This is a genomic window from Caulobacter zeae (assembly GCF_002858925.1).
GTDB classification, from domain to species: Bacteria; Pseudomonadota; Alphaproteobacteria; order Caulobacterales; family Caulobacteraceae; genus Caulobacter; species Caulobacter zeae.
Genome location: NZ_PJRS01000039.1, coordinates 1 through 26,461, shown reverse-complemented (window position 1 = coordinate 26,461; position 26,461 = coordinate 1). Strand labels below are relative to the sequence as shown.

The following is a 26,461-nucleotide window of genomic DNA, read 5'->3' as shown; positions in this document are numbered from 1 at the left end:
GGCTCAGGATGAGGACCAGGGCAGGCGCTGCGGACCAGTGGAGAACCTCACCCTGAGCCTGTCGAAGGGTGAGGTTCTCGCTTAGCTACACCCAGTCCGGAACCAGGTCCCGGGCCAGCATCTCGTCATAGGTCGGGCGCTTGCGGATCACGGCGTAGCGGTCGCCGTCGACCAGCACCTCGGGGACCAGCGGGCGGGTGTTGTACTCGCTGGCCATGGCCGAGCCGTAGGCGCCGGCCGACATGAAGGCCACCAGGTCGCCCGGACCAAAGGGCGGCAGGGCGCGGTCGCGGGTGAAGGTGTCGCCGGTCTCGCAGACCGGGCCGACCACGTCGTAGACGCTCTCGCCGGCCTTGGGATGGACCGGGCGGATGTCGTGGAAGGCGTCGTACATGGCCGGACGCACCAGGTCGTTCATGGCCGCGTCGATGACCAGGAACTTGCGGCCTTCCGGGCGCTCGTGGACATGGATGACTTCCGACACCATCACGCCGGCGTTGGCGGCGATGACCCGGCCCGGCTCGAAGGCGAGCTTCACCGGCAGGCCCTTGGTCACCTCGGCGACCATGGTCGCGAACTCCGCCGGAGGCGGGGGCTCGGGGTGGTTGAAATAGGGCACGCCCAGGCCGCCGCCCAGATCCAGACGCTCGACCGACAGGCCCTCGCCCAGCAGTTGCTCGACCAGGCCCCGCATCTTGGTGAAGGCCGCGCGCATGGGTTCGAGGTCGGTGATCTGGCTGCCGATGTGGCAGGCCACGCCGATGGGCTCGAGGGCTGCGTTGTTGCTGGCGTTGGCGTAGAGGCGGGCGGCCTCGGCGAACGAGACGCCGAACTTGTTCTCCGACTTGCCGGTGGCGATCTTGGCGTGGCCGCCGGCCGCGACGTCGGGATTGACCCGGAAGGCGATCTTGGCCCGCACGCCCAGCTCGGCGGCGACGGCGGCGATCAGCTCCATCTCCGGCTCGGACTCGACGTTGATCTCGGCGACGCCAGCTTTCAGAGCGAAGGCGATCTCCTCGCGCTTCTTGCCGACGCCCGAGAACACGATGCGCTCGCCGGGGATGCCTGCGGCCAGGGCGCGGCGGACCTCGCCCTCGGAGACCGTGTCGGCGCCGGCGCCCAGGTCGCCCAGCACCTTCAGCACGGCCACGTTCGAATTGGCCTTCACCGCATAGGCCACCAGCGGATCGACGACCCCGGCATTGACCAGGGCGTCGCGGAACACGGTGAAGTGCCGCTCCAGGGTGGCGCGGGAATAGACGTAGACGGGCGTGCCGACCTCGGCCGCGATCTTGGCCAGGGGCGCGCCTTCGCAGGCCAGGCCCTCGGGGCCGTATTCGAAGTGGTTCACTTAAGGTCTTTCGGAGGGATCAGTTCGGCGTCGAGGACGGGAAGCCGGCGGCGGACGGACCGCCGAACGGGTCGGACGGCGCGCCGCGCAGCGGGGCCGCGCGGGTCGTGCGGTTGCTTGACGCCGGGTCGATGTTCTCCTGCGTGCCGTTCGGACGCGCCGGCTGGTTGGCGCGGGCCGAGGCCTCGCGACGCTTGGAGGCTTCGGCGGCCTTCTTCTCCGGACCCCACAGCGGAGCCGGGCGCTCCAGCTCGGCCTGCTTGCCGCAGGCGGAAAGGGCGGCGCCGGTCAGGCACAGGGCGGCGATGGCGAGCAGGGTGGCGGGGCGGATCATGCCAGGATTTCCTTCCAACGCGCGATCTGGGCGCGGACCTGGGCGGGGGCGGTCCCGCCATAGCTCATGCGGCTGGCCGCCGAGGCGGCCGGGGTGAGGACGGCGTAGACCCCGTCGGTGATCCGCGGCTCGATCGCCTGGAACTCCCCCAGGCTCAGGTCCGACAGATCAACGCCCTTGGTCTCGGCAGCCTTCACGGCTGAGCCTGTCACGTGGTGGGCGTCACGGAAAGGCATGTTCAGTTCGCGCACCAGCCAGTCGGCCAGGTCCGTGGCGGTCGAGAAGCCGGCGCCGGCGGCGGCGGCCATCTTCTCGGTGTTGGGCGTCAGGTCGGCGATCATGCCGGCCATGGCCAGCAGGGACAGCTCCAGGGCGTCGAAGGCCTCGAAGGTCGGGACCTTGTCCTCCTGCATGTCCTTCGAATAGGCCAGCGGCAGGCCCTTCATGACGACGGTCAGGGTGGTCAGGCTGCCCAGGATCCGGCCGACCTTGGCGCGGATCAGCTCGGCCGCGTCGGGGTTCTTCTTCTGCGGCATGATCGAGCTGCCGGTCGTGAAGGCGTCGGTCAGCTTGATGAAGCCGAACATCGGCGTCGTCCACAGCACGATCTCCTCGGCCAGGCGCGACAGGTGCGTGGCGGTGATCGAGGCGGCCGACAGGGCTTCCAGGGCGAAGTCGCGCGAGGAGACGCTGTCCAGCGAGTTGGCGGTCGGACGGTCGAAGCCCAGCGAGGCGGCCGTCTGGTGGCGGTCGATCGGGAAGGGCGAGCCGGCCAGGGCCGCAGCCCCCAGCGGGCACTCGTTCATGCGGGCGCGGGCGTCGCGGAAGCGGCCGGCGTCGCGGCCGAACATCTCGACATAGGCCATCAGGTGGTGGCCGAAGGTCACCGGCTGGGCCGGCTGCAGGTGGGTGAAGCCCGGCATCAGGGCGTCGGCATAGGTCTCGGCCTGGGCCAGCAGCGCTTTCTGAAGCGCTTGAAGTTGCGCCGCGGAACGGTCGGCGGCGTCACGCACCCACAGGCGGAAGTCGACGGCCACCTGGTCGTTGCGCGAGCGGGCGGTGTGCAGCCGGCCGGCTGTCGGGCCGATCAGCTCGCGCAGCCGCGCCTCGATGTTCATGTGGATGTCTTCGTACTCGTCGCGGAACGGGAAGGTCCCGGTGGACAGTTCGTCCTCGATCTTGGCCAGGCCTTCGAGGATTTCCTCGCCGTCGCTGCTTGCAATGACGCCCTGGCTGATCAACATCCGCGCGTGGGCGCGGCTGCCCGCCAGGTCCTGCGCCCAGAGGCGCTTGTCGAAGCCGATGGAGACGTTGATCGCCTGCATCAGTTCGGCCGGCTTGGCCGAGAACCTGCCGCCCCACATGGCTTGGCCCTGGCCGTTCGCGGCGGGCGTTTTGGAGGCGTTGTCGGTCATATGAGCGAAGTCCAGTCGGGTGGGCCGCAAAAGCGCGACGGTCTGAAATGGGCGATCGGCGCCGTCATGCTCGTCGGCGTCGTCGCGGTCCTATACGTCATCGCCCAGGCTTCGTTCAAACCCGCAGAGCTCGCCGACCTCAAGGAATTCAAGAAGGGGTCTTTAGCCAAGCTGGACGTGCCGGCCCAGCCGCGCGCCGCGCCGGCCACCGTCTTCACCGACATGGACAACCAGCCCCACACCCTGGCCGACTTCAAGGGCCAGGTGGTGGTCATGAACCTGTGGGCCACCTGGTGCGCGCCCTGCAAGAAAGAGATGCCCACCCTGGCCAAGCTGGCGGCCGCCTACGCGACCCAGCCGGTGAAGGTGCTGCCGATCAGCGTCGACCGCGACAGCGACGTCAACCTGATCCAGGCCGAGATGGCCGCCAACCGGCCGCTCGTCTCGTTCCGCGACAAGACCTACAAGATGTCGTTCGACCTCCAGCCGCGCGCCGCCGGCTATCCGACCACGGTGATCTACGACAAGCAGGGCCGCGAGCGCGCCCGCATCTCCGGCGAGGCCGACTGGTCCAGCCCCGAGGCCCGCGGCCTGGTCGAAGCGCTGCTGAAAGAGAAATGAGCCCCCACGTCCTCGAGCCGATCGCCGACGCCGCCTGGCCCGCGCGCGAGCGGAAACGGCTGGGCGGCTGGCGGCTGAACGCCACCGAAGGCTTCTCGCTGCGGATCAACGCCTGCTGGCCGCTGGGCGCGCCGGATCGCGATCCGGAAAGCGCCATCGACGCGGTCGAGGCCTTCTATGGCCAGCGTGGCCTGCCCGTCCGATTCAAGCTGACCGATGGGGCGACGGCGCCGGCCGACCTGGCCGACCGCCTGGAGCGCCGGGGCTACAGGCTGCACGGCGAGACCCTGCTGATGACCGGGCCGGTCGTCGGCGTCGCCGATCCGGAGGTCGAGCTGTCGAGTGAGCCTGATCCCGCCTTCGAGGCCCTGCTGGTCGCTTCGGCCAAGGGCAATGCGGCCGACGCCAACGAGCGGCTGCAAGCTTTGGGCAGGATCCCGGCGCCGGCCCGGTTCGCCCGCCTGACCCTGGACGGCCGCACCGCCGCCCTCGGCGCCTGCGCCGTCGATGGCGAGGCGGTGGGGATCTTCGGCATGCGCACCGATCCAGGCTTTCGCCGCCAGGGCCTCGCCCGCCGGGTGCTCGACTCGTTGCTGGCCGAGGCAGGCGACCTGGGCGCACGAACGGCCTACCTCCAGGTCGAGGACGCCAACGCCCCGGCCATAGCCCTCTATGCGGCGCGTGGTTTTTCGACGGCCTACCGCTATCGCTACTGGAGCTGGCCGGCCCGCGATTGACGCGAGCCGGCTTTTCGGTTGCTCATCGCCTTCGGGGGCGCGGCGAGTGTTGTCGCGCGTTTTCGGGGGAAATCGGTCGTGGACCACGGCAATCAGAAACTGATCGGCTATGGCGTCATGGCGGTGGTGGTGGCCATCGTCTTCGCCCTGCGCTTTCGCGCCATGAACAAACAGCGCCGGCTGAAGCTGGAGTTCATGTGGATCCTGCCGGCGATCATGGTCGCCGCGACCGTCTTCCTTTTCATGCAGTTCACGCCGCACGGGACCGACTGGCTGTGGCTGGCGGGGATCTTCGCCGTGGGTGCGACGATCGGCTGGTGGCGCGGCCGCCTGATCCCGATCGCCATCGATCCGGACACTCACGAGCTGAACACCAAGCCCTCGCCGGCGGCGATCCTGTTCCTGCTGGGCATCTTCGTCGTGCGCTTCGCCCTGAAGACGGTGTTCGAGGCGGAAGCGGAGGCCTGGCACATCAGCGCCGTGCTGCTGACCGACGGCTTCGTCGTGCTGGGCGTCGGCCTGTTCGGCGTCTCGCGCCTGGAAATGGCCCTGCGGGCGATCGGCCTGTTGCGCCAGGCCCGCGCGGCCAGGGCCGCGCAGGCGGCGGCATAGGAGCAATACCCCTTCATCGCATCCTGGCCGGAGCGTAGCGGAGAGCCGGGGCCCAGAGGCCGCCGCACCTTGTCGGCAAGCGTCTGGGGATCGTGTCGCCGCCGCGCCCAGTCGCCCATGTCCCGGCTCTGCGGTCCTCTGCGCGGCCCTTCGGCCGGGATGACGAACTCAGGAGGTTCCAGCTTTTCGCATTCATGATCGGAACGTCGTTCTCTAACAAGTTTACAAAATAAACTGGTTGGTACAAGGTCGCCTCCAACCTCGACAGGAGGGGAGGCAACCCATGCACGCGCCGCTCAGCGCTTCAGAGAAGACGGCCGTCTCCGGCGGCCGCAACGCTCCGGTCGGCGCCCTGCGCGCCTTCGTCACCCTGCTGGTGATCTTTCACCACACGGCGATGACCTATCATCCGTACGCACCGGCCCCGAAGGCGTTCGACGCCCAGCCGATCCTGTGGACCGCCTTTCCGGTCGTGGATCCGCAGCGGGTGGGGGCGTTCGGGATCCTGACCCTGGTCAACGACATGTTCTTCATGTCGCTGATGTTCTTCATCTCCGGCCTGTTCGTCGCCGACGGCCTGCGGGCCAAGGGCGCTGGCGGGTTCCTGAAGAGTCGCGCCCTGCGCCTGGGCGTTCCGTTCGTGGTCGCCGCGGCCCTGCTGGCGCCGCTGGCCTATTATCCGGCCTGGTTGCAGTCGGGCGGCGCGCCGTCGCTCGCGGCGTTCGCGCAGGCCTGGACCAAGCTGCCGTTCTGGCCCGCCGGCCCGGCCTGGTTCCTGTGGGTGCTGCTGGCCTTCGGGGCGATCGCGGCAGGGGCCTGCGCCGTCGCGCCCGGCCTTCTCGATCGGCTGGCGCGGCTGGGCGAGGGCGCCGAGCGCAAGCCCGCCCGGTTCTTCTGGGGGCTCGTGCTGGCCAGCACCCTGGCCTACCTGCCGCTGTCGATGACCACGCCGTTCGGCCATTGGATCATGATCGGGCCGTTCACTGTGCAGACCGCCCGCATCGGGCACTACCTCGTCTACTTCCTGGCCGGGATCGCCGTCGGCGCGGCGGGTGTCGGCCTTGGCCTGACCGACCCGGACGGCAAGCTGGCCAGGCGCTGGTGGGCCTGGCAGCTGGCGCCGGTCCTGCCGATCGTCGGCGGGGTGGCGACCTTGATCCTGGCCTTCTCGCCCAACCCGCCGCCCCGGCCGTTCCTCGACGTGTTCGGGGGGCTGATGTTCACCCTGGCCTGCGCCACGCTGTCCTTCGCCGCCCTGGCCACGTTCCTGCGCTTCGTGCGCCGGACAGGGCCCGTGGGCGCCAGCCTGCAGGTCAACGCCTACGGCATGTACCTGCTGCACTACGTGTTCACCTCGTGGCTGGCCTGGATGCTGCTGCCGCAGGACTGGAGCGGTCTGGCCAAGGCGACGGCGGTGTTCGTCGGGGCGACGGCGCTCAGCTGGCTGTCGACCATGGTCCTGCGCCGCATGCCGCTGTTGGGACGAATCCTGTGAGCCTGCATGATGTCGCCGACGGAGCCGCGCCCATGAACGACAAGCTGAAGACGGTGCAGGACGACCTGGCCTTCCTGCGCGGCCTGGCCGAGGGCGGGACCGAGCGGGCCGGCCTGGGCGTGGCCGGCGGCGGGCTCTATGGCTCGGCAGGCCTGCTATACGGGATCCAATGCCTGATTTATGTCGCCCAGGAGAACGGCCTGGTGAGCCTGGGCGGATTGGGCAACCTGATCCTGGCCTGGCTGCCGACGGTGATCTTCCTGATCCTCATGACGATCGTCATCGTGGTCGAGCGCCGCAGGCCCAAGGGCGGGGTGACCCACCGGGCCATCAACGCCGCTTTCGCCGGCGCAGGCCTGGCCAACCTGGCGCTGATCATCGTCTTCGCCGTGGCTGCCGTGAAGAACCAGGATTTCCGCTACTGGCTGTATCATCCGGCGGTGGTGTTCGTGCTGCAAGGCGCGGTCTGGTACGCGGTCTTCGCCCTGCGCAAGCGCGCCTGGATGCTGGCGGTCTCGCTGGGCTGGCTGGCCACGGGGGTCGCCATGGGCCTGCTGGTCGACCGCGCCGGCCTCTATCTGCTGATCGCGTGCTTCGGCCTGTTCGCCTTCATGGCCGCACCCGGCTTCTTCATGATGCGCCAGGCCATGGACCGGCCCGCAGGCCTGGGCGCCTGAGACGATCGTGACGGCAAGGTTCGACATCAGCGGGCTCGACGACGTCATCCACGGCCGCGTACGGCTGGGCGTCGTCGCCTATCTGGCCAGCGCCGAGGTCGCCGACTTCACCGAGCTGAAGACCCTGCTGGAGGTCACGCAGGGCAATCTTTCGATCCACCTGCGCAAGCTGGAGGAGGCCGGCTACGTGTCGATCGACAAGAGCTTCGTGGGTCGCAAGCCGCTGACCCGCGTGAGGCTGACCGAGACAGGGCGGGCGGCCTTCGCCGGCTATCTGAAAGCCATGGGCCAGCTGGTCGAGCAGGCCGGCGGCCCGGGCTAGAGGCCCATCTCGGCGCGCAGGACATCCGGGGTCATGCCGGCGGCGCGCAGCTCGCGCAGGGTCTGGGCCTTGTCGCGCTTGGCGTAGCGCCTGCCGTCGGGACCGACCAGCAGACCATGGTGGCGATAGGTCGGCGTCGGCAGGCCAAGCAAGGCCTGAAGCAGCCGCTGGATGTGGGCGGCCTCGAACAGGTCCTCGCCCCGGATCACGTGGGTGATCCCCTGCAGAGCGTCGTCCAGCACCACGGCCAGATGATAGGCGACGCCGACGTCCTTGCGGGCCAGGACGATGTCGCCGGCCGTTTCGGGGCGCACGGCGATCAGGCCGGTCTCGCCGTTGGGCCCGGCGCCTTCCTCGACGAAGGCGAGCCCGGAGAAACCGCCCAGCGCCCGTTTCGCCGCGTCGAGCGACAGCCGCCATGCGAAGGCCTCGCCGCGCGCGAGGCGCTCGGCTTCCTCGTCGGCGGCGAGCGGCGCGCCGCGATAGGGGACGGCCGGCTCGTGCGGGGCGCGGCCGATGTCCAGTTCCTTGCGGGTCTTAAAGCAGCGATAGACGAGGCCCCGCTCGCGCAAGGCGTCGATGGCGGCGTGGTAGTCGGCCAGGTGCTGCGACTGGCGGCGGACGGGCTGTTCCCATTCCAGGCCCAGCCAGGCCAGGTCCTCGAGGATCGCCGCTTCGTATTCCGGGCGACTGCGGGTGGCGTCGATGTCCTCGATGCGCAGCACGAAACGGCCGCCGGCCCGCCGCGCGGCGTCGAAGGCCGTCAGCGCCGAGAAGGCATGGCCGCGATGCAGGTAGCCGGTGGGGGAGGGAGCGAAACGGGTGGCGAACACCTTCAAGCTCCTCCCTCGCGTAGCGGGGGAGGTGGCGCGCTGCGGATACGCAGCGTGACGGAGGGGGCGAGTTCAAGCTCGGAGCCCAGTCTCGCCCCCTCCACCACTTCGTGGTCCCCCTCCCCCGTTGCACGGGGGAGGAGAGAGGTTATCGGCCTCATCCCCTGTCGAACTTGGCGAACATGCCCAGGTGGTCGAACACGGCCTTGAGGAAGGCCTCCTCGCCGCCGAGCAGGGTCTTGAGGCTTTCGAACTGCTTGAAGCCGCTCATCTCGGCCAGGCCATGGCCGGCGCACCAGGCGGCGATCGTTGCCAGTTCCAGGTCGATCTCGGAGACGCCGTCGCCGGCGGCGTGGGCGATGGTGTTCCGCACCTGGCAGTAGGCGCCTTCCTCCTTCATCTGGTCGGGAAGGGCGTCCTTGTCGCGCGAGCAGTCGTACATCACGCGGTAGAGCGCGGGATTGTCGCGGGCGAAGGTCACGTAGGCCACGCCCAGGCTGGTCATGCGGCGGCGGTCGTCGTCGCTGTCCTGGCGGGCCTTCATCAGGGCCGCATCGAGCGCCACCCAGCCCTCGTGGGCGACGGCGTCTAGGAGTTGGCCCTTGTCCTTGAAGTGGTGGTAGGGCGCGGCCGGGCTGACGCCGGCCTCGCGCGCCACGGCCCGCAGCGACAGGGCCGCGGGGCCTTCGGTCTCCAGGATCCTGCGGGCGGCCTCGACGAGGGCGCGGCTCAGATCGCCGTGGTGATAGGGGCGGGCTTCGGGCTGGGCGAGAGTCATCGAGGCGCACTCTATCCCTTACGTAGCGAAAATCCATCCAAACAGCGTCAAGATATCTTGACGGCGCTAAGATCCATGTTATCTAAGCGTTGTTCAGATGGATCGGCCATCAAGAGACCGCCACTGGACCACGCCGGCCGAGGGGGTCGGCGCGCACCAACTGTAAGGATGTGTGTCATGACCAACCGTAGCTTCGAAGCCTTCGAAGGCCTCTTCGACCGCGTCGCCATCGGTTACTTCCTGGTGGCCGCCATCGGCGTCGCCGGCGCCGTGCTGGCCATCGCGCTGTAAGGACGAAGATGTCCGATGCGGCCGCCCCGGCCTGATCCGGGGGCGGCCGCCGGGGTGGCCTGGTCCATCCCTCGTTTCCGCCAATCTTGATCTGAAGGCCTGGCTCGGCCATAGGCGAGCCGGCGGAACGACCCGCGACAAGCCGGGTTTTCGTCCGATGATCCTCTCGTTCCAGTCTTCGCGAGCGCACCGATGAGCGTGGCCTTCACCAAGGAAGGCGACGCCGAAGCGTTCGCCGCCGACCTTCCCGACCGTCCGATCTCGCAGCATCCCAATCTCGTCACGACCGAAGGTCTGGCGATGATCGAGGCCGAGTTCGCCGCCGCCCGCGCCGCCTATGCCGCCGCTCAGGCCGCCGGCGGCGTGGCCGACGACCGCACCGCCATGGCCCGCGCCACCCGCGACCTGCGCTATTGGTCGGCCCGCCGCTCCACCGCCCAGCTGGTCGAGCGCGACGAGGGCCGCACCAGCGTGCAGTTCGGCGACGCGGTGACCTTCGACCGCGAGGACGGCCGCACCCAGACCTTCCGCATCGTCGGCGAGGACGAGGCCGATCCGGCCAAGGGCTCGGTGTCCTATGTCTCGCCCCTGGCCCGCGCCCTGATGGGCAAGGGCGTGGGAGACACCGCCACTGTGGCCGGCGGCGAGGTCGAGATCGTCGCCATCGGCTGACCGCGCGGCGGGTCCGCAAGTTTCGGGTTGCCGTCGAAGCCCGGCGAGGGCTTCCTCGCCGGCGTGATCTCCGCCTCTGCTCCCACCCCCGACCTGATCGCGGCCGCGCGCGCCCACCTGGCCGCCGCCGACCCGATGTTCGCCCGCCTTGAGGCGGTGACGCCCGTCTTCGAATGGCGCCTACGGCCCGGCGGCTTTCCGGGCCTGGCCCGGATGATCGTCGAGCAGCAGATCTCGGTGGCCGCCGCCGCGGCGATCTGGGCGCGGGTTCAGGCGGGCCTGCCGGAGCTGACGCCGCAGGCGGTCATGGCGCTGGACGATCCGGCCCTGCAGCGGCTTGGCCTGTCGCGACCCAAGGTGCGCTATCTGCGCGAAATCGCCGGCGCGCATCTCTCAGGCGCCTGCGACTTCGACGCCCTGAAGGCCATGCCCGACGCCGAGGCCGTCGCCGCGCTTGTCGCCATCAAGGGGATCGGGCGCTGGACCGCCGAGACCTTCCTGATGTTCTGCGAGGGCCGCATCGACGTCTTCCCCGGCGGCGACATCGCCCTGCAGGAGGCCATGCGCTGGGCCGATGGCCAGGACGCCCGTCCTACTGAGAAGGCGGCTTACATCCGGGCCGAGGCCTGGAAGCCCTATCGCGGCGTGGCGGCGCATCTTCTCTGGGCCTGTTACGGCGGCGTTCGGCGCGGGGAGATCGATCTCGGGCGCCAGGGTTGAACTTTCGCAAGCTTCGTCTTGGTTCTGTCGCCGATTGGGATCATCCTTTCTGTGCGTCCGGGAGTGAATGGCGATTCCCTGATTTGCGTAGGAAGGAGGCCCGTCTTCAGTCCGACCGCGTACCAGCCCCTTAGGGACCTTGTCGGTCCCGTGAGCGGGAGGCCCTGATGCAGGTGCTGACCCGTCCCCCGTCCGGCATGCCGGCGCTCGTGCTCAACGCCGACTATCGGCCCTTGAGCTACTATCCGCTGTCCCTCTGGCCCTGGCAGGAGGTGATCAAGGCGGTGTTTCTGGACCGCGTCGACGTCGTCTCGACCTACGACCACGTGGTGCATTCGCCATCCTTCGAGATGAAGCTGCCCAGCGTGGTGTCGCTGAAGCAGTACGTGCCGCAGGAGCGGCCGCCGGCCTTCACCCGCTTCAACCTGTTCCTGCGCGACAGCTTCAGCTGCCAATATTGCGGCTCGCCCGACGAGCTGACCTTCGACCACGTGATCCCTCGCTCGCGCGGCGGCCGGACCACCTGGGAGAACATCGTCACCGCCTGCGCGCCCTGCAACCTCACCAAGGGCGGGCGCACCCCGCGCGAGGCGGGCATGCACCCCTTCCACACCGCCCGCCGGCCCTCGATGCACGAGCTCCAGGACCGCGGCCGCAAGTTCCCGCCCGGACACCTGCACGCCAGCTGGCTCGACTATCTCTACTGGGACATCGAGCTGGAGTCGTAGGGGCGAACGGCGCTCGCAGAACGCTGTTTACGGACGAGAGTTTGGCGGTATAGCTCCACTTGCGGGAGGCTCCCGCGGGGGGAATCGATTTGAAACTGATGAGGACGTCCGCCGTCGTGGCGGCGATGATGCTTGCCGCTCCGGCGGTCCAGGCCCAGACGGCCGCGCCGGAGGCTGAAGCCGCTGCGGCGGCCGTGACCAAGACAGTGGTCGCGCCGGAAGGCACCGAGCTGGCCATCCAGGTCGAAGACGGCTTGTCTTCGGAGACCGCCAAGACCGGCGACCGCTTCACCATCAGCCTGGCCGAGGCTGTCACCCTGCCTGACGGCACGGTGCTTCCGGCCGGCCTGAAGGGCGCGGGCGAAGTCACCCACGCCAAGAAGAAGGGCATGATGGGCAAGCCGGGCGAGCTGAACATTCGCCTGGAATACCTGCGGGCCGGTCCGGCCAAGATCAAGCTGCGCGGCCAGAAGGGCGCGGAAGGCGATGCGCGCTACGGCACGACCGTCACGCTCACCGTGCTGTTCGGCCCGCTCGGCCTGATCAAGCACGGCAAGGACGTGGAGATCAAAGCCGGCCAGCGCGTTTCGGCCTATATCGACGCCGACGCGTCGATCCAGCTGCCGATCGCGGCTACGCCGACGACCTGAGGTCGGGCCGAACCGGAAACAAGGAAAGCCCGCGGCTCCTGGAGCCGCGGGCTTTTTCTTGTCCACAAGAGGCGGGTTCAGTCCCGGAAATAGCCGCGGCGCTTGGCGCGGCCGCGCAGGCGGCGGCGCAGGCGGGGTTCGATGCTGGGCCAGGCCAGCAGCGCCAGCAGGGCCAGGATGACCAAGGTGGGGAACAGCGGCGACATGACCCAAGAACGCGTTCGATGTGTGAAGGCTTCCACCGTTTCCCGATTTTGCGCTGCAAACAAGGACAAAGTGCCGACGCGGCGATAATCCTTGCAAAGCCTCCCGCTGGTCACGAAAGCGCCTTGTTCGAAAGGCTGGCGGCCTAGTTTCCAGTGAAGCTTGGCTCCGCAGTTTTCAGGCTGATCTTGTGTTGCGCCGCAGCATAGCCGGTCGCTCGACGATCTTTATGCGGCCCTTATGCCGCCCATACGTCTCCCGAATGGAGCCCTTACGCGGCGCCGTGGTCCCTTCCGCGCGAAACCGGAAGGAGGCCGACATGGCTGACATCGCATTCCTGGCGCTGGGCGGAGGGCTTTTCGTGCTCTTCGGCCTGTTCGCCGTCGCATTGAGGCGCGCATGACCCTGTTCGTGAACGCGCTTTGGGGGGCCGGGGCGATCGTCGTCGCGGCCTACATGGTCACGGCCCTGATGCGGCCGGACCGGTTCTGACGATCCTCGGATAACCTCAAATGAACTGGCAAGGATGGGCGGAGATCGCCCTGACGCTTGGCCTGGCGGTCGGCATCGGCTGGCCGCTGGGCGTCTACATGTCGCGCGTCTGGAACGGCGAGCGCACCTGGCTCGACCCGGTGCTGGCCCCGGTCGAACGGCTCTTCTACGCGGCCGGCGGGATCGATCCGCGCAAGGGCCAGAGCTGGATCGGCTATGCCGGCGCGCTGCTGGCCTTCAACGCCGTGGGCTTCTTTCTCGTCTATGGCGTTCTGCGCCTGCAAGGCGTGCTGCCGCTGAACCCACAAGGCTTTGCGGGGCTGTCACCGCATCTGGCGTTCAACACGGCCGTCAGCTTCGTGACCAACACCAACTGGCAGAGCTATGGCGGCGAGACCACCATGTCGACGCTCAGCCAGATGCTGGTGCTGACGGTGCAGAACTTCGTCTCGGCCGCCACCGGCGCGGCGATCGCCGCCGCCCTGGCGCGCGGTTTCATCGCCAACAAGGGCGGGGACGTCGGCAATTTCTGGAGCGACGTGATCCGCACCACGCTGTGGGTCCTGCTGCCGCTGTGCGTGGTCGTGGCCCTGGTGCTGGTCGCTCTGGGCGTGCCCCAGACCCTGGCCGCCGGCGTCACGGCCCACACGCTGGAGGGCGGCGAGCAGAAGATTTCCCTCTTCGCCACCGCCAGCCAGCTGGCCGTCAAGCAACTGGGCATCAACGGCGGCGGCATCTTCAACGTCAACTCGGCCCACCCGTTCGAGAACCCCACGCCGCTGACCAACCTGATCACGGCGGTGTCGATCAACGTGCTGGGCTGGGCGGCCTTCTTCGCCTTCGGCCGCAGCGTGCTGGCCAAGAAGGACGTGCGCGCCCTGGTGATCGCCGCCGCGGTGCTGCTGAGCGCCGGCGCGGGCGCGATCTACCTCACCGAAACCCAGGCTCCGCCGGCCCAGGTCGCCGCCCATGTCGACGCCAGCGTCAACATGGAAGGCAAGGAGGTGCGTTTCGGCGTGCCCTCGACCGCCGCCTGGGCCGCCATGACGACCGGCGCCTCCAACGGCTCGGTCAACGGCATGCACTCCAGCCTGATGCCGCTGGGCGGCGGGGTGACCATGTTCCTGATGCAGCTGGGCGAGATCCTGCCCGGCGGCATCGGCTCGGGCGTGGCGATCATGGTCGTCATGGCCTTGCTGGCGGTGTTCGTCGCCGGCCTGATGGTGGGGCGTACGCCCGAGTACCTGGGCAAGAAGATCGAGGCCCGCGAGATCCAGTTCTCGATGCTGGCCGTGCTGGTGATCCCGCTGTTCATGCTGGGCTTCGCCGCCCTGGCCGCGATCCTGCCAGAGGCGCTGAAGGGCCTGATGCACGCAGGTCCCCACGGCCTGTCGGAGATCCTCTACGCCTACGTCTCGACCACGGCCAACAACGGCTCGGCCTTCGGCGGCCTGACCGCCAACGCCCCCTGGTGGAACACCACCCTGGGCCTGGCGATGATGTTCGGGCGCTTCGCCCCCATCGTCGCGGTGCTGGCCATCGCCGGCGCCCTGGCGGCCAAGCCCAAGCTCGCCCCCACGGCCGGCGCCATGCCGACCCACGGCGGCCTTTTCGTCGGGCTCCTGATCGGGGTGATCCTGATCCTGGGCGGCCTGCAGTTCTTCCCCGCTCTGGCGCTGGGACCGATCGTCGAGCACTTCCAGGCGCTCGCCTTCGTCGCCCAACGCTGACTGAAAGCGAACCTCCCATGACAACCTATGACATCGAGGCGGGCGAGGGCGGGCGGCGCAAAGCCCCCAGCCTGGCCGGCGGCCTCTCGACCCCGATCCTGGCCCGCGCGGCCAAGGACGCCTTCCTCAAGCTCGACCCGCGCAAGCTGACCGGCAATCCGGTGATCTTCGCGACCTGGATCGTGGCGCTGCTGTCGACGGTTTCGGCCGTCGCGGCCATCGCCGCCCAGCAGTCGGCCGGCTTCGCCTTGCAGGTCTCGCTGTGGCTCTGGGCCACCGTGCTCTTCGCCAACCTGGCCGAGAGCGTGGCCGAGGGCCGCGGCAAGGCCGCCGCCGACAGCCTGCGGGCCGCCCGCGTCACCACCAAGGCCAAGCTGATCATCGACGAGCAGGCCGGCACGATCATCCCGACCCCGGCCCACAAGCTGGTCCCCGGTGAGCTCGTCCTGGTCGAGGCGGGCGACGTGGTCCCCACCGACGGCGAGATCGTCGAGGGCATGGCCAGCGTCAACGAGGCCGCCATCACCGGTGAAAGCGCGCCGGTGATCCGCGAGAGCGGCGGCGACCGCTCGGCGGTGACCGGCGGCACCACGGTCGTCTCCGACTGGATCAAAGTGCGGGTCACCGCCGCGCCGGGCTCGACCTTCCTCGACCGCATGATCGCCATGGTCGAGGGCGCCGACCGCCGCAAGACCCCCAACGAGATCGCCCTGGCCGTGCTGCTGGCCGGCCTGACCCTGATCTTCCTGATCGCGGTGGTCACCCTGCTGGGCCTGGGCAAGTTCTCGGGCGTCGTGCTCGATCCGCTGGTGCTGGGCGCGCTGTTCATCACGCTCATTCCGACGACGATTGGCGGCCTGCTCTCGGCGGTCGGCATCGCCGGCATGGACCGCCTGCTGAAGGTCAACGTCCTGGCCACTTCGGGCCGCGCGGTGGAGGCCGCCGGCGACGTCGACACCCTGCTGCTCGACAAGACCGGCACCATCACCTTCGGCAACCGCATGGCCACCGAGGTGATCGCCGCCCCCGGCGTGCGTCCCGACGCGGCCCTGCGCGCGGCCGTCATGGCCTCGCTGGCCGACGAGACGCCGGAAGGCCGCTCGATCGTCGAGTTGGGCCGCCAGCAGGGCCTGGCCCTGGAAGCCCCGGAAGGCGCGACCGCCATTCCGTTCAGCGCGACCACGCGCCAGTCGGGCCTGGATGTCGACGGCCGCTCGTGGCGCAAGGGCGCGGTGGACGCGGTCTATCGCAGCCTCGCCATCGATCCCAAGCGCATCCCGGCCGAGGTGATGGCCGCCGTCGACCGTATCGCCCGCTCGGGCGGCACGCCGCTGGCGGTCAGCGAGGACGGCGCCCTGGTCGGCGTCATCCACCTGAAGGACGTGGTCAAGCCGGGCGTGAAGGCCCGCTTCGCCGACCTGCGCCGCATGGGCCTGCGCACGGTGATGATCACCGGCGACAATCCGGTGACCGCCGCGGCCATCGCTTCGGAGGCCGGGGTCGACGACTTCCTCGCCGAGGCCACGCCCGAGGACAAGCTGCGGCTGATCCGGGCCGAGCAGGCCAAGGGGCGGCTGGTGGCCATGTGCGGCGACGGCGCCAACGACGCCCCCGCGCTTGCTCAAGCGGATGTCGGCGTGGCCATGCAGACCGGCGCCCAGGCCGCCCGCGAGGCCGGCAACATGGTCGACCTCGACAGCGACCCGACCAAGGTCATCGAGATCGTCGAGGTGGGCAAGCAGATGCTGATCACCCGCGGCGCGCTGACCACCTTCTCGATCGCCAACGACGTGGCCAAGTACTTCGCCATCATCCCGGCGATGTTCGTGGTCGCCCTGCCGGCGCTGGGCGGGCTGAACATCATGAAGCTGGCCAGCCCGCAAAGCGCGATCCTGTCGGCGGTGATCTTCAACGCCCTGGTGATCGTCGCCCTGATTCCGCTGGCCCTGAAGGGCGTGAAGTATCGCGCCATCGGCGCCGGCAAGCTCTTGTCGCGCAACCTCCTGATCTACGGCGTCGGCGGCCTCGTCGCCCCGTTCGTGGGCATCAAGCTCATCGACATGGCCGTCTCCGCCCTGGGGCTGGCCTGATGAAACCCCCGATCGCCCCGGGCTCGATCATCAGGGATCTGGTCTTCGGCCTCGTGGCGATCGGGATCGTCTGCCTGGCGGCCAATCTCGGCGGCCAGTGATTTCTCTCTTCCTGAAAGACGAAGAATTCCAATGCGCAAGTTCGCGTTTCTCGTGATCACCGCCTCGACCCTGGCCGCCACCGCCGCCTGGGCCGACGAGGCCCCGATCTGCACCGACCGCCCGACCAAGGCCAACAGCACGTGCTCGGTCCCCAGGGGCGCCTGGCAGGTCGAGGCCGACGGTGTGAACTGGACCCAGGTAAAGGCCGGCGGGATCAAGGCCGAGACGACCGCCGTCGCCGCCACGACCCTGAAGTACGGCCTGACCGACACCAGCGACCTGCAGCTGACCTGGACGCCCTACCTTCAGGCCCGCGTGAAGGGGGCGGGCGTCGACGACAAGACCGACGGCGTCGGCGACGTGTGGATCCGGTACAAGACCCGCGTCCATTCCGGCGACAAGGTGAGCCTTGCCCTGCTGCCCTACGTGAAGATCCCGACAGCGGCCAAGGGCCTGGGCAACGACGAGGTGGAGGGCGGCGTGGCCGTGCCGATCAGCATCGCGCTTTCGGGCGCCACCCTGACCTTCGGGCCGCAGGTGGACCTGCTGCTCGACGCCGACGGGGACGGCCGTCACGCGGCGGTGACCAACGTCGTCAACCTGGCCCGCCCGGTCACCGATCGTCTCAGCCTGGTCGGCGAGCTGTGGACCAGCACCAATTTCGACCCCGCCGACACGGTGACCCAGGTCTCGGCCGACGTCGCCGCCGCCTATCTCGTCGCGCCGACCCTGCAACTGGACGCCGGCGCCAATTTCGGATTGAACCGCGACACCCCCGACGCGCAACTGTACGTCGGCGTCTCGAAGCGGTTCTAGGAAAGGAGCTGGAAGGTCATGATCTCGCACCTTCGCCCGGCCCTCGTTTCGATGGGCCTCTTCACCATCATCCTGGGTCTGGCCTATCCGCTGGCCATCACCGGCGTGGCCCAGGCCGCGTTCCCGCAGCAGGCCAACGGCTCGCTGGTCCGCGACGCCCACGGCCAGGTCGTCGGCTCGGAACTGATCGGCCAAGCCTTCGCCAAGCCCGCTTACCTGCACGGCCGTCCGTCGGCGGCGGGGAACGGCTATGACGCCTCGGCCTCCAGCGGCTCGAACATGGGTCCGCTGAACGACAAGCTGATCGAGAGGGAGAAGACCGACGCCGATGCGCTGCGGGCGCAGTTTCCCGACGCGGTCATTCCGGCCGACGCGGTCACGACGTCCGGCTCGGGCCTGGATCCGGACATCTCGCCGGCATATGCCCGCTTGCAAGCCGGCCGCATCGCCGCCGCCCGCAACGCGCCGCGGGGCGAGGTGCTGGCCATGATCGACGCGGCCATCAAGCCGCCGCTGCTGGGCTTCATCGGCCAGCCGCGGGTCAATGTGCTGGACGTCAACCGGGCGCTCGACGCGCGCTTCCCGATGGTCGGCTAGCCGTTGGCGGGCGAGCCCTCTTCATACCCCGAAAGGGGCCGCCCCGACCCCGAGGCGCTTCTGGCGGCCGCCAACAAGGCCCGCCGGGGGCGCCTCAAGGTGTTCCTGGGCATGGCGCCCGGCGTGGGCAAGACCTACGAGATGCTGCGCGCCGCCCGCCGCCGCAAGGCCGAGGGCCAGGATGTGCTGGTCGGCGTGGTCGAGACCCACGGCCGCCGCGAGACCGAGAGCCTGCTGCGCGGCCTGGACGTGCTGCCCCGCCGTCCGGTCGAAAGCCGGGGGCGCAGCTATCTGGAGTTCGACCTCGACGCGGCGCTGGAGCGAAAGCCCAAGCTGCTGCTGGTCGACGAGTACGCCCACTCTAACGCGCCCGGCTCGCGCCATCCCAAGCGCTGGCAGGACGTCGAGGAGATCCTGGCCGGCGGCATCGACGTCTGGACGACCCTCAACGTCCAGCACCTGGAAAGCCTGGTCGACGTCGTCCTGCGCATCACTGGCGCCCGCCAGCGCGAGACCGTGCCCGACAGCGCGCTGGCCCGCGCCGACGACATAGAACTGATCGACATCACCCCCGACGAGCTGCGCGAGCGGATGGCGGCGGGCAAAGTCTATGTGCCCGAGACGGCTCGCCTGGCCTCGGAGAACTTCTTCAAGGTCGAGAACCTGACCGCCCTGCGCGAGCTGGCCCTGCGCCGCGCGGCCCAGACGGTCGACGACCAGCTGGTCGCGGCCATGCGCGAGAAGGGCGTCGAGGGGCCGTGGGCGGCGGGCGAGCGGATCCTGGTGCTGGCCGGCGGCGACGGCATGGCGGCGGGGCTCGTCCGGGCCGGCCGGCGGCTGTCGGACATGATGATGGACGCGCCGTGGACCGTGGCCCACGTCGAGCGTCCCGACCGCCCGCCGTCGCCCGAAGTCGCCGCCGCCCGCACCCGCGAGGCGCTGAAGCTGGCCGAACAGCTGGGCGGCTCGACCGTCGTGCTGACCGGGACCGACGTGGTCGCCTCGGTCATGGCCTGGGCCCGGCGCAACAACGTCACCCAGATCGTGATCGGCAAGTCCCGGGATTCGCGCTGGCGTGAACTTACCGGCCGCTCGCTGGCCGCGGCGCTGCTGCGCGAGGCGCGGGGACAGGCGATCCACGTGGTCACCGGCGCCGGCGGGGAGGGCGCGGCCGAGCCGCCTGCGCCCCGGCCGCGCCGCTTTGACTGGCCCGCCTACCTGACCGGCGGCGGCTTCGTGGCGGCCGCCAGCCTGGTGGCCTGGGCGCTGGACACCGCCTTCGACCGGGTGGAGCTGGGGATGATCTACCTGGCCGCCGTGCTGGCGGCGGGGGTCATGCACGGCCTGCGCCCGGCCCTGGCGGCGGCGACGGCGGCCTTCCTGATCTACAACTACTTCTTCCTGGCCCCGCGCTACAGCCTGGCCATCGGCTCGCCCACCGACGTGCTGACCCTGATCGTGTTCTGGGCCGTGGCCCTGGCCACCGGCGGGCTGGCGGGGCGGGTGCGCGACCAGGCCAAGGGCTCACAGCGTCGGGCGGCCAGCGTGACCAGCCTGCTGGCCGCCAGCCGCACCCTCTCGGGCGCCTCGGGCAAGACCGCCGTCGCCCAGGCCCTGGCCGAGCAGGCCGCCGCCGCTTCGGGCGCGCGGGCCGTAGTGTTCCTGCCGGTCGATGGCGAACTGGCGCCGGTCGCCGGGGCGCCGGATTTCGTGGAGCTCGGCGCGGGCCCGATGGCCGCCGCCCGCTGGGCCTGGGAGAAGGGCGAGCCGGCTGGCGCCGGCACCGGCACCCTGCCGCAGGCCGCCTGGACCTTCTGGCCGCTGGAGGGCCTGGGCGCACGGGCCGGGGTGGCCGGGATCGAGGCCGGCGCCCTGGCCAGCGGTTCGGACGAGGAACGCCTGCTGCTGGCCTTGCTCGACCAGGGCGCGGTCGCCTTGCAGCGGGCCGAGCTGGCGGCCGGCGCGGTCGAGGCCGAGGCGCTGCGCCGCTCCGACCGCTTCCGCAACGCCCTGCTCAACTCCATCAGCCACGACCTGCGAACGCCGCTGACCACGGTGCTGGGTGCGGCCACCACCCTGATCGACTATGGCGACAAGCTGTCGCCGCCGGCCCGCGCCGATCTCGCCCTCGGGATCAAGGAAGAGGCCGAGCGCCTCAACGGCTATGTCGCCAACCTGCTGGACATGACCCGCATCGAGGGCGGGGGCTTAAAGCTGCGCACCGACTGGATCGACGTGCGCGACGTGTTGGCGGCGGCTTGCGACCGGGTGACCCGCCGCCTCGAAGGACGGTTGCTGGTGCGCGACTTCCCCGAGACGCTGAGCCTCGTTCAGGCCGATCCGAGCCTGCTGGAGCAGGTGGCGGTCAACATCCTGGAAAACGCCATCGCCTACAGTCCGGCGGGCACCAGGATCGAGGTCGCCGCCTACGAGGACCGCGCCCACGTCGTGATCAGCATCGAGGACGAGGGGCGGGGCATCCCGCCGGCCGATCTCGTGCGGGTGTTCGAGAAGTTCCGCCGCCTGCAGGACCCCAGCGACCGCTCGCCGAACGCCAGCCAGGGCGTTGGTCTGGGCCTGGCCATCGCCAAGGGCTTCGTCGAGGCCATGGGCGGGCGCATCGCCGCCGCCAGCCCGATCCACGACGGCAAGGGCACGCGGATGCTGATCAGCCTGCCCAAGGGCGTCGCCACCCCGCACCATCTGCTATGAGCGGTTCATGAGCGCGCTTCGCCCCCGCATCCTGGTCATCGACGACGAGCCGCAGATCCACCGGTTCCTCGGCCCCGCGCTCGACGCCGCCGGCTACGACCCGCTGCGCGCCGACGGCGGCCAGGAGGGTCTGCGCGGCATCGCCCTGTGGTCGCCCGATGCGGTGGTGCTGGACCTCGGCCTGCCCGACATGGACGGCAAGGACGTGCTGGAAAAGGCCCGCGCCTTCTACGACGGCCCGATCCTGATCCTGTCGGCCCGCGACCGCGAGATTGAGAAGATCGAGGCCCTCGATCGGGGCGCCAACGACTATGTGGAAAAGCCGTTCGGGGTCGGCGAACTGCTGGCCCGTCTGCGCGTGGCCCTGCGCCAGAAGGCGGCCACCCAGGCGCCGGTCGGGCCGATCCGGGCCGGGGCGGTGGAGCTCGATCTCGAAAAGCGCCTGGTCACCCGCAACGGGGCGGTAGTGAAGGTCTCGCCGCGCGAATACGAGGTGCTGGCAAGGCTGGCCATGGGGCGCGGCAAGGTGCTGACCCACAAGGAGCTGCTGACCTCGGTCTGGGGCCCCGCCCACATGCACGACACCCAGTACCTGCGGGTCTTCGTCGGCCAGCTGCGCCAGAAACTCGAGGCCGATCCGGCCCACCCGAAGATCCTGCTGACCGAGCCGGGGGTGGGGTACCGCTTCATCGGGGACTGAGGGGGGGGCTCTCAGCCTGCCGCCGGGATGTTGATGAGCCGAACCGATACTTGCTCGCGGCGGCGATTTGATCGCCCGAAGTAGGGGCAGGAGCCAACTTCGCTTTACGACCGTTGCGGAAGTTGGCGCCGTCCTTAATCCCTCTCTCTTAGAGAGAGGGATCTGATTTCCGCTTCCCACCCATCGGAGGCTTTGCTTTCATCTCCTTTGAGCGCGCGCCGAACTTGAGCGATGGGATCAACGCGTCGCGGGTTTCTCTGCGCCCAGCAGGCTGGATGCGGTGAGCATCGGGGCCAGAATGGCGATATCGTAGCCAAGCGCTAGTTCACGCCATTGCGGCGGTGCGGACGCCAACAAGCCCTTGGTCCTGAGCGTCCGGAGATCAACGAGCATCCACGATCCCGGCGCAGCGTCGGCCGCCCGCGCCAGCGTGGCGTCCTTGCGCCAGTCCGGGTCCTTGTCGTCCTTCATGTCGAAGGAATGCACAACGGCGGGCCGCCCGACGCCGCCGTAGCCACCATGCGAGCCCCTGGCCCCCAGCACGATGATGTGCAGAGCCGAGACGCCTTCGCCCTCGGCGCGCTCGGCCACATAGGCGCCGAGGTCGCGCTGATCGAGCGGATTGAGCGACTTGTAGGCATGATTGGCGCCGAACTTCATCAGGACCCGCGCGTCAGGATTTTCGGCGAGATGGGCGGCGATTGTGCGCTTCATCAGCCTCGCGCGGCGTCCGTTGGCGTCGCCCTGGCCCGACCGCGAGGCCTGATAGATGGCGCGGCTTTCCGTCAGCAGGCCGAACAGATGGCGGACGCGCGCCCCGCCATCCTTCGCGACCGCGGCGGCGGCCCGATCAAGGTCGTCCTGCGTGGCCGAGAGCAGGAAGAGGTCGAAAGGCGAGCCTGATGCGAGCGCGGCGGCGGTCGCTTTGCGGTCCTCGGCGGCCAGACCAGTGAGGGCGGCCCGGGCTACGGGACCAGGCTTCGAGGCCAGCATTTCCTCAAGCAGATGGCCGCTGGAGCCGAGGAACTCCTGGTCCAACCCCCAGAGCGTGAACTTCGGTCCGGCGGCGGCGGCGCAATCGCCGGCCATACGGACTTCATCGCGCCCGTTGAAGAAGGCGACGCCGTCTGGATGCGCGCGCACGAAATCGGCGACCCGGGCTTCGCGGTCTTTCGATCGCATGGCGGAATCGACGACGCGGGCCGCTTCCGGTCCGGTCTCGATGGCCATGGCGGTCAGGCCGGAGGGCGCCATCAGGCGGCAGACCTGGGTCGTGAGGGCAGGGATCTCGCGGGTGTGGTGGCTTTCGCCGATTAGCACATAGCGGCTGGCGGCGATGGCCTCGGACAGGACGAGCGCGCCCCCACCCGACAGCCCGTCCGGATTGACATCCAGAGGCGCGATCGCCTGGGCGAGGCGCGAAGGGAAGGGGGAGGGCGTCGCTTCCTCGGCGACCGTGCTGGTCGCAAAAGCGCCGAGGGTGGCCAGAAGAACGCCCGACAGACCCCAATAGACTCTCCGCACGCGTCCCTCACCAAACGACTCAACCGATCGTGGTCTATCGTGGCGCGGTTGGGGCGGCCAATCAAAACGCGACCATGCCCAGACAAGGTCTGCGTCTGCACTGGCCCGTGGCTATCGCTCGGCCCGGATCGCCGCCGCCTCGCTGACCCTCGCCAGCAGGGCGGCGATGTCGATCGGCTTGGCCACGTGGCCGTCCATGCCGGCGGCGAGGCAGGCGGCGATCTCGGAGGGCAGGGCGTTGGCGGTCAGGGCCAGGATCGGCACGGCGCCGGCCGGCGGGGGCAGGGCGCGGATCGCCCGGGTGGCCGCAAGGCCGTCCATGCCGGGCATGCGCACGTCCATCAGCACGACGTCGAAGGCTCCGTCGCGCACCGCCGCCACGCCGGCGACGCCGTCGCCGACGCCGGTCACCAAGTGTCCCGCCGAGCCCAACACCGCCTCGGCCAGGGCGCGGTTCATGCGGGTGTCGTCGACCACCAGGACGCGCAAGCGCGGGGTCTCGGCCGCCGCATGTTCGGGCGCCGTGTCGGGGGCGGCGGGCGTCGCGGGAATCTCGAACCGGAAGGTCGAACCCTCGCCCTCGACACTGTCGAAGTCCATCGTCCCGCCCATGGCCTCGACCAGCCGCTTGCAGATCGCCAGGCCAAGGCCCGTGCCGCCATAGCGTGGATGGATCGAGGCGTCGGCCTGGCCGAAGGCCTGGAACAGTCGCTGGCGAGCCTCGGCGGCCACGCCCATGCCGGTGTCGGCCACCGAGACGCGCAAGGTCGGCGCGTCCGGCGGACCGGCCGGCTCCAGCGTCACCGAGACGCCGCCGGCGCCGGTGAACTTCACGGCGTTGTTCAGCAGGTTCAGCAGCACCTGGCGCAGGCGGTTGGCGTCGCCGGCGATCCGGCGCTCGGCCCCCGCGACGATCCGGGTTGTCACCGTCAGGCCCTTGGCCTGCGCCTGCGGGCGAACCATGGCCACGCAGCTTTCCACCAGCCGGACCGGATCGACCTCGCCGGCGTGCAGGTCGAGTTTGCCGGCCTCCACCCGCGAAAGATCCAGAATGTCGTCGACGATGGTCAGCAGCGAGCGGGCGGCGTCGTGGACGAAGTCGCGATAGGCCGCCCGCCGTTCCGGGGGCAGGTCGTCGCGGGCCAGCAGTTCGGAGAAGCCCACAAGCCCGTTCAGCGGCGTGCGCAGCTCGTGACTCATGGCCGCCAGGAAGTCGGACTTGGCGCGGTTGGCGGCTTCGGCCTCGGCCTTGGCCTCGCGCAGCTGCTCGGTCAGCAGGGCCAGCTTGTGATTGCGCCGTTCCACGCGCTCGAAGGCCGCGGTGCGTTCCTGAAGCAGGCGGCGCAGGGCGCCGAAGCTGGCGCGCTTGGCGATCGCCGCGCCCAGGGTCTGGCTCATGTGGCGCAGCAGCTCGACGTCCTCGTAGCCGAAGGCGCGGGTCTCGCCGGCCATGGCCTTGAGCACGCCGATGGCGTGGTCACCGTCGAACAGCGGCGCGCACAGCATCGAGCGCAGGCCCACCCTCCGACAGGCCTCGCGATCGACCCGCTCGTCGTGCTCGCTGTCCTCGCAGACCAGGATGCGGGCCTGCTCGACGCACAGGCCCGACAGGCTGCCGGCGCGCGGGATGCGCAGGCCAAGGTGCGCCTCCGAACCGGCGCTGACGGCGCGATAGACCATGTCCTCGCCGTCGACCAGCTCGACGACCGCGCCGTGGCCGCCCAGCAGGTGCTGCACGCGGTCGACGACGATCTGCATGAAGGCTTCGCCGTCCACCTCGGCGCCGGCCAGCAGGGCCTGGATCTCGGCCAGATCGCGCAGCCGTTCCAACCGCCTGTTCAGCCTTTGCAGGCGGGCGGCGCCGTCGGACGCGTGAAGCGGCGTCGGCAGGGCATCCATCGCAAAACGTCCAGCTTCGCCGTGCGAGACTGGGTCCGCGCCGGCCCCCGCGCAAGCATCCTCAGGGTGAGTCGCAGGCGTCCGGAGCGGGGCTATTCGACGCGGATGCGCCGGGCCAGGGCGCTGGCGATGGCCAGGTTGGCCCGGTCGCTGAGGTGCAGGCCGTCGTATTGCAGCGGCGCGCCGATCCCGGCCAGGGCGTCGGCGGCGTCCACGGCCTCGACCCCGGTACGGGCGGCGACCTGGACGGCGGCCTCGCGGAACGGGTCGAGCCTTGCTTGCGTGTCGCGCGCCGAGGCCGGCGGGGGCAGCAGCACGATGACCTGGCCGCCGTCGTCGAGCCGCCGGCGGACCAGGGCCTCCAGCAGGCTGGCATAGACCTTGACGTCCAGGGCGCCGGGCTTGCCGCGCACCTTGGCGTCGTTGGCCCCGTACATGATGATGGTCAGGTCGCCGGTCGGCGCGCGGGCCCAGCGGGTCAGGCCGTCCAGCGTCTGGTCGCCGGGCTTGCCGTGATTGACCACGGTGACCTTGTCGCCCAGCAGGCCGCGGAGGGTTTCGGGATAGGGCGTGGGGCTGCGCGGCGAGGGCGAGCCGTTGATGCCGGGAATCGATTCTCCCCAACGCTTGAAGCCGTAGGTCAGGCTGTCCCCCTCGCAGACGATGACCGCGCCGCGCTTGAGGACGATAGGCGCGCCGGGGACGGTCTCCAGCCTGACGGCGGTGCGGGCCGCGGCGCTGCCCGTCGGCCGCCACTGGGGCAAGGTTGTCTGGAACCACGCGGCCGACAGGCCAAACCCGAGCAGCGCGCCAATTCCCACCCCGGGCAGGAAGAACCGCGAGCGCTTCAAGTCGCGCAGATAGGCGGCGAGGGGGCTCATGGGACGGGCCTGTTAAGCATGTTCGGTGGGCGGTTCGAATGCGTGTTTGATAAGTCCGGCGGCATTTTCCGCATAGAGCGCCGCCTCTACGGTCAAGGTAAGTATAATTCTTGCCCGAACTATGCTCTTTTTGTCGTCAAGGTGATTAATGCCCCTTATGGCCAAGTTTGCAGGGCGTTCCGATCCCGGACGGTTGGTTGCGTCTTTCGTCGCCGATGTCGTCGCAAGGCACAAACTTTGGCCACATAAAAATTTCTTTTGAATAGTCATCAGTTGGTGATTGCGCTTCGACAAGGAATGTCGAATTAAAATCACTCGGTGTTTTTGTGCCGCCGGCTGGGCGGGGCTCTTATTGAGCAGGGGATGACATGCGCGTAGCGATGATTGGCACGGGCTATGTGGGCCTGGTGTCGGGGGCGTGCTTTGCGGACTTCGGTCACGTGGTGACGTGCATCGACAAGGATCCGCGCAAGATCTC

At 69.5% G+C, this 26,461-nt stretch carries 26 protein-coding genes; 17 read left to right on the top strand and 9 right to left on the bottom strand.

All coding sequences use genetic code 11. The annotated features are described in order from the left end of the window. Positions 1–85: 85 nt before the first annotated feature. From lysA to argH, 3 genes are read right to left on the bottom strand one after another with little or no spacing between them, the layout of a single operon-like run. Positions 86–1,351 (bottom strand): diaminopimelate decarboxylase, encoded by a 1,266-nt coding sequence (gene lysA / locus SGCZBJ_RS18210; protein WP_101719382.1) that lies wholly within the window; start codon positions 1,349–1,351, stop codon positions 86–88. A 19-nt stretch (positions 1,352–1,370) separates the two neighbouring features. Further along, positions 1,371–1,685 carry a hypothetical protein gene (locus SGCZBJ_RS18205; RefSeq protein WP_165799366.1) on the bottom strand — a complete coding sequence of 105 codons (315 nt, stop codon included), beginning with the start codon at positions 1,683–1,685 and terminating at the stop codon, positions 1,371–1,373. Continuing rightward, complete coding sequence (gene argH, locus SGCZBJ_RS18200; protein ID WP_101719380.1) at positions 1,682–3,100, bottom strand: argininosuccinate lyase; 1,419 nt, start codon at positions 3,098–3,100, stop codon at positions 1,682–1,684. Before argH ends, SGCZBJ_RS18205 begins: the two co-directional genes overlap by 4 nt. Here argH and SGCZBJ_RS18195 point away from each other — a divergent pair, their 5' ends adjacent. The 6 genes from SGCZBJ_RS18195 to SGCZBJ_RS18170 all read left to right on the top strand — a co-directional run bounded on the left by SGCZBJ_RS18195 (position 3,101) and on the right by SGCZBJ_RS18170 (position 7,564). Beyond that, the gene (locus SGCZBJ_RS18195) at positions 3,101–3,721 is read left to right on the top strand and encodes a TlpA family protein disulfide reductase (RefSeq protein ID WP_101719379.1); all 621 of its coding nucleotides are present in this window, start codon (positions 3,101–3,103) and stop codon (positions 3,719–3,721) included. It abuts the gene before it with no gap. Then, on the top strand, positions 3,718–4,458 hold the full coding sequence (locus SGCZBJ_RS18190; RefSeq protein WP_101719378.1) for a GNAT family N-acetyltransferase: 741 nt from the start codon (positions 3,718–3,720) through the stop codon (positions 4,456–4,458). The genes SGCZBJ_RS18195 and SGCZBJ_RS18190 overlap by 4 nt, the downstream gene beginning before the upstream one ends. A gap of 78 nt (positions 4,459–4,536) precedes the next feature. After that, positions 4,537–5,070 (top strand): CcdC protein domain-containing protein, encoded by a 534-nt coding sequence (locus SGCZBJ_RS18185; RefSeq protein ID WP_101719377.1) that lies wholly within the window; start codon positions 4,537–4,539, stop codon positions 5,068–5,070. Between the two features lie 283 nt (positions 5,071–5,353). Next, complete coding sequence (locus tag SGCZBJ_RS18180; RefSeq protein WP_101719376.1) at positions 5,354–6,565, top strand: acyltransferase family protein; 1,212 nt, start codon at positions 5,354–5,356, stop codon at positions 6,563–6,565. Between the two features lie 32 nt (positions 6,566–6,597). Further along, on the top strand, positions 6,598–7,242 hold the full coding sequence (locus tag SGCZBJ_RS18175; protein WP_101719453.1) for a hypothetical protein: 645 nt from the start codon (positions 6,598–6,600) through the stop codon (positions 7,240–7,242). Positions 7,243–7,249: 7 nt separating this feature from the next. Continuing rightward, entirely contained in the window at positions 7,250–7,564 is a 315-nt protein-coding gene (locus SGCZBJ_RS18170; RefSeq protein ID WP_101719375.1) for a winged helix-turn-helix domain-containing protein, read from the top strand. Here the strand turns inward: SGCZBJ_RS18170 and gluQRS are convergent. Both gluQRS and SGCZBJ_RS18160 read right to left on the bottom strand, forming a co-directional pair. Next, a complete protein-coding gene (gene gluQRS / locus SGCZBJ_RS18165; RefSeq protein WP_101719452.1) occupies positions 7,561–8,397 on the bottom strand; it encodes a tRNA glutamyl-Q(34) synthetase GluQRS in 837 nt (278 codons plus the stop codon). The genes SGCZBJ_RS18170 and gluQRS overlap by 4 nt on opposite strands. Positions 8,398–8,554: 157 nt before the next feature. Then, positions 8,555–9,175: a TetR/AcrR family transcriptional regulator gene (locus SGCZBJ_RS18160; RefSeq protein ID WP_101719374.1), complete on the bottom strand. Its 621-nt coding sequence runs from the start codon at positions 9,173–9,175 to the stop codon at positions 8,555–8,557. Between the two features lie 483 nt (positions 9,176–9,658). Between SGCZBJ_RS18160 and greA the strand changes: the two genes are divergently transcribed. The 4 genes from greA to SGCZBJ_RS18140 all read left to right on the top strand — a co-directional run bounded on the left by greA (position 9,659) and on the right by SGCZBJ_RS18140 (position 12,236). Next, complete coding sequence (greA, locus tag SGCZBJ_RS18155; protein WP_101719373.1) at positions 9,659–10,138, top strand: transcription elongation factor GreA; 480 nt, start codon at positions 9,659–9,661, stop codon at positions 10,136–10,138. Between the two features lie 135 nt (positions 10,139–10,273). Then, positions 10,274–10,858, top strand: coding sequence for a DNA-3-methyladenine glycosylase family protein (locus SGCZBJ_RS18150; protein ID WP_101719451.1), 585 nt, complete (start codon positions 10,274–10,276; stop codon positions 10,856–10,858). A gap of 164 nt (positions 10,859–11,022) precedes the next feature. Then, entirely contained in the window at positions 11,023–11,586 is a 564-nt protein-coding gene (locus tag SGCZBJ_RS18145; protein WP_101714936.1) for an HNH endonuclease, read from the top strand. Between the two features lie 98 nt (positions 11,587–11,684). Then, complete coding sequence (locus SGCZBJ_RS18140) at positions 11,685–12,236, top strand: hypothetical protein (protein WP_205685420.1); 552 nt, start codon at positions 11,685–11,687, stop codon at positions 12,234–12,236. Positions 12,237–12,313: 77 nt separating this feature from the next. Here SGCZBJ_RS18140 and SGCZBJ_RS26390 read toward each other — a convergent pair whose 3' ends face one another. Beyond that, on the bottom strand, positions 12,314–12,442 hold the full coding sequence (locus tag SGCZBJ_RS26390) for a hypothetical protein (RefSeq protein WP_276308966.1): 129 nt from the start codon (positions 12,440–12,442) through the stop codon (positions 12,314–12,316). 510 nt (positions 12,443–12,952) lie between these two features. Here SGCZBJ_RS26390 and kdpA point away from each other — a divergent pair. From kdpA to SGCZBJ_RS18105, 6 genes are all read left to right on the top strand, one after another. Further along, a complete protein-coding gene (gene kdpA, locus SGCZBJ_RS18130; protein WP_101719372.1) occupies positions 12,953–14,662 on the top strand; it encodes a potassium-transporting ATPase subunit KdpA in 1,710 nt (569 codons plus the stop codon). Positions 14,663–14,679: 17 nt separating this feature from the next. Next, positions 14,680–16,752, top strand: coding sequence for a potassium-transporting ATPase subunit KdpB (kdpB, locus tag SGCZBJ_RS18125; RefSeq protein WP_101719371.1), 2,073 nt, complete (start codon positions 14,680–14,682; stop codon positions 16,750–16,752). Between the two features lie 132 nt (positions 16,753–16,884). Beyond that, positions 16,885–17,670: a transporter gene (locus SGCZBJ_RS18120; RefSeq protein WP_101719370.1), complete on the top strand. Its 786-nt coding sequence runs from the start codon at positions 16,885–16,887 to the stop codon at positions 17,668–17,670. A gap of 18 nt (positions 17,671–17,688) precedes the next feature. Further along, positions 17,689–18,267, top strand: coding sequence for a potassium-transporting ATPase subunit KdpC (gene kdpC / locus SGCZBJ_RS18115; protein ID WP_101719369.1), 579 nt, complete (start codon positions 17,689–17,691; stop codon positions 18,265–18,267). Between the two features lie 111 nt (positions 18,268–18,378). After that, positions 18,379–20,979 carry a DUF4118 domain-containing protein gene (locus tag SGCZBJ_RS18110; RefSeq protein ID WP_240621567.1) on the top strand — a complete coding sequence of 867 codons (2,601 nt, stop codon included), beginning with the start codon at positions 18,379–18,381 and terminating at the stop codon, positions 20,977–20,979. A 7-nt stretch (positions 20,980–20,986) separates the two neighbouring features. Next, positions 20,987–21,679, top strand: a complete 693-nt coding sequence (locus SGCZBJ_RS18105) for a response regulator (RefSeq protein WP_101719367.1) — start codon at positions 20,987–20,989, stop codon at positions 21,677–21,679. 237 nt (positions 21,680–21,916) lie between these two features. Here the strand turns inward: SGCZBJ_RS18105 and SGCZBJ_RS18100 are convergent, their stop codons facing one another. The 3 genes from SGCZBJ_RS18100 to SGCZBJ_RS18090 all read right to left on the bottom strand — a co-directional run bounded on the left by SGCZBJ_RS18100 (position 21,917) and on the right by SGCZBJ_RS18090 (position 25,983). Further along, a complete protein-coding gene (locus tag SGCZBJ_RS18100) occupies positions 21,917–23,203 on the bottom strand; it encodes a TraB/GumN family protein (protein ID WP_101719366.1) in 1,287 nt (428 codons plus the stop codon). 111 nt (positions 23,204–23,314) lie between these two features. Further along, entirely contained in the window at positions 23,315–25,102 is a 1,788-nt protein-coding gene (locus SGCZBJ_RS18095) for an ATP-binding protein (protein WP_101719365.1), read from the bottom strand. A 92-nt stretch (positions 25,103–25,194) separates the two neighbouring features. Then, positions 25,195–25,983, bottom strand: a complete 789-nt coding sequence (locus tag SGCZBJ_RS18090; RefSeq protein WP_101719364.1) for an SGNH/GDSL hydrolase family protein — start codon at positions 25,981–25,983, stop codon at positions 25,195–25,197. A 368-nt stretch (positions 25,984–26,351) separates the two neighbouring features. Here SGCZBJ_RS18090 and SGCZBJ_RS18085 point away from each other — a divergent pair. Continuing rightward, positions 26,352–26,461, top strand: a 110-nt coding sequence (locus SGCZBJ_RS18085; protein ID WP_133149190.1) for a hypothetical protein, incomplete at its 3' end; no start/stop codon positions are given.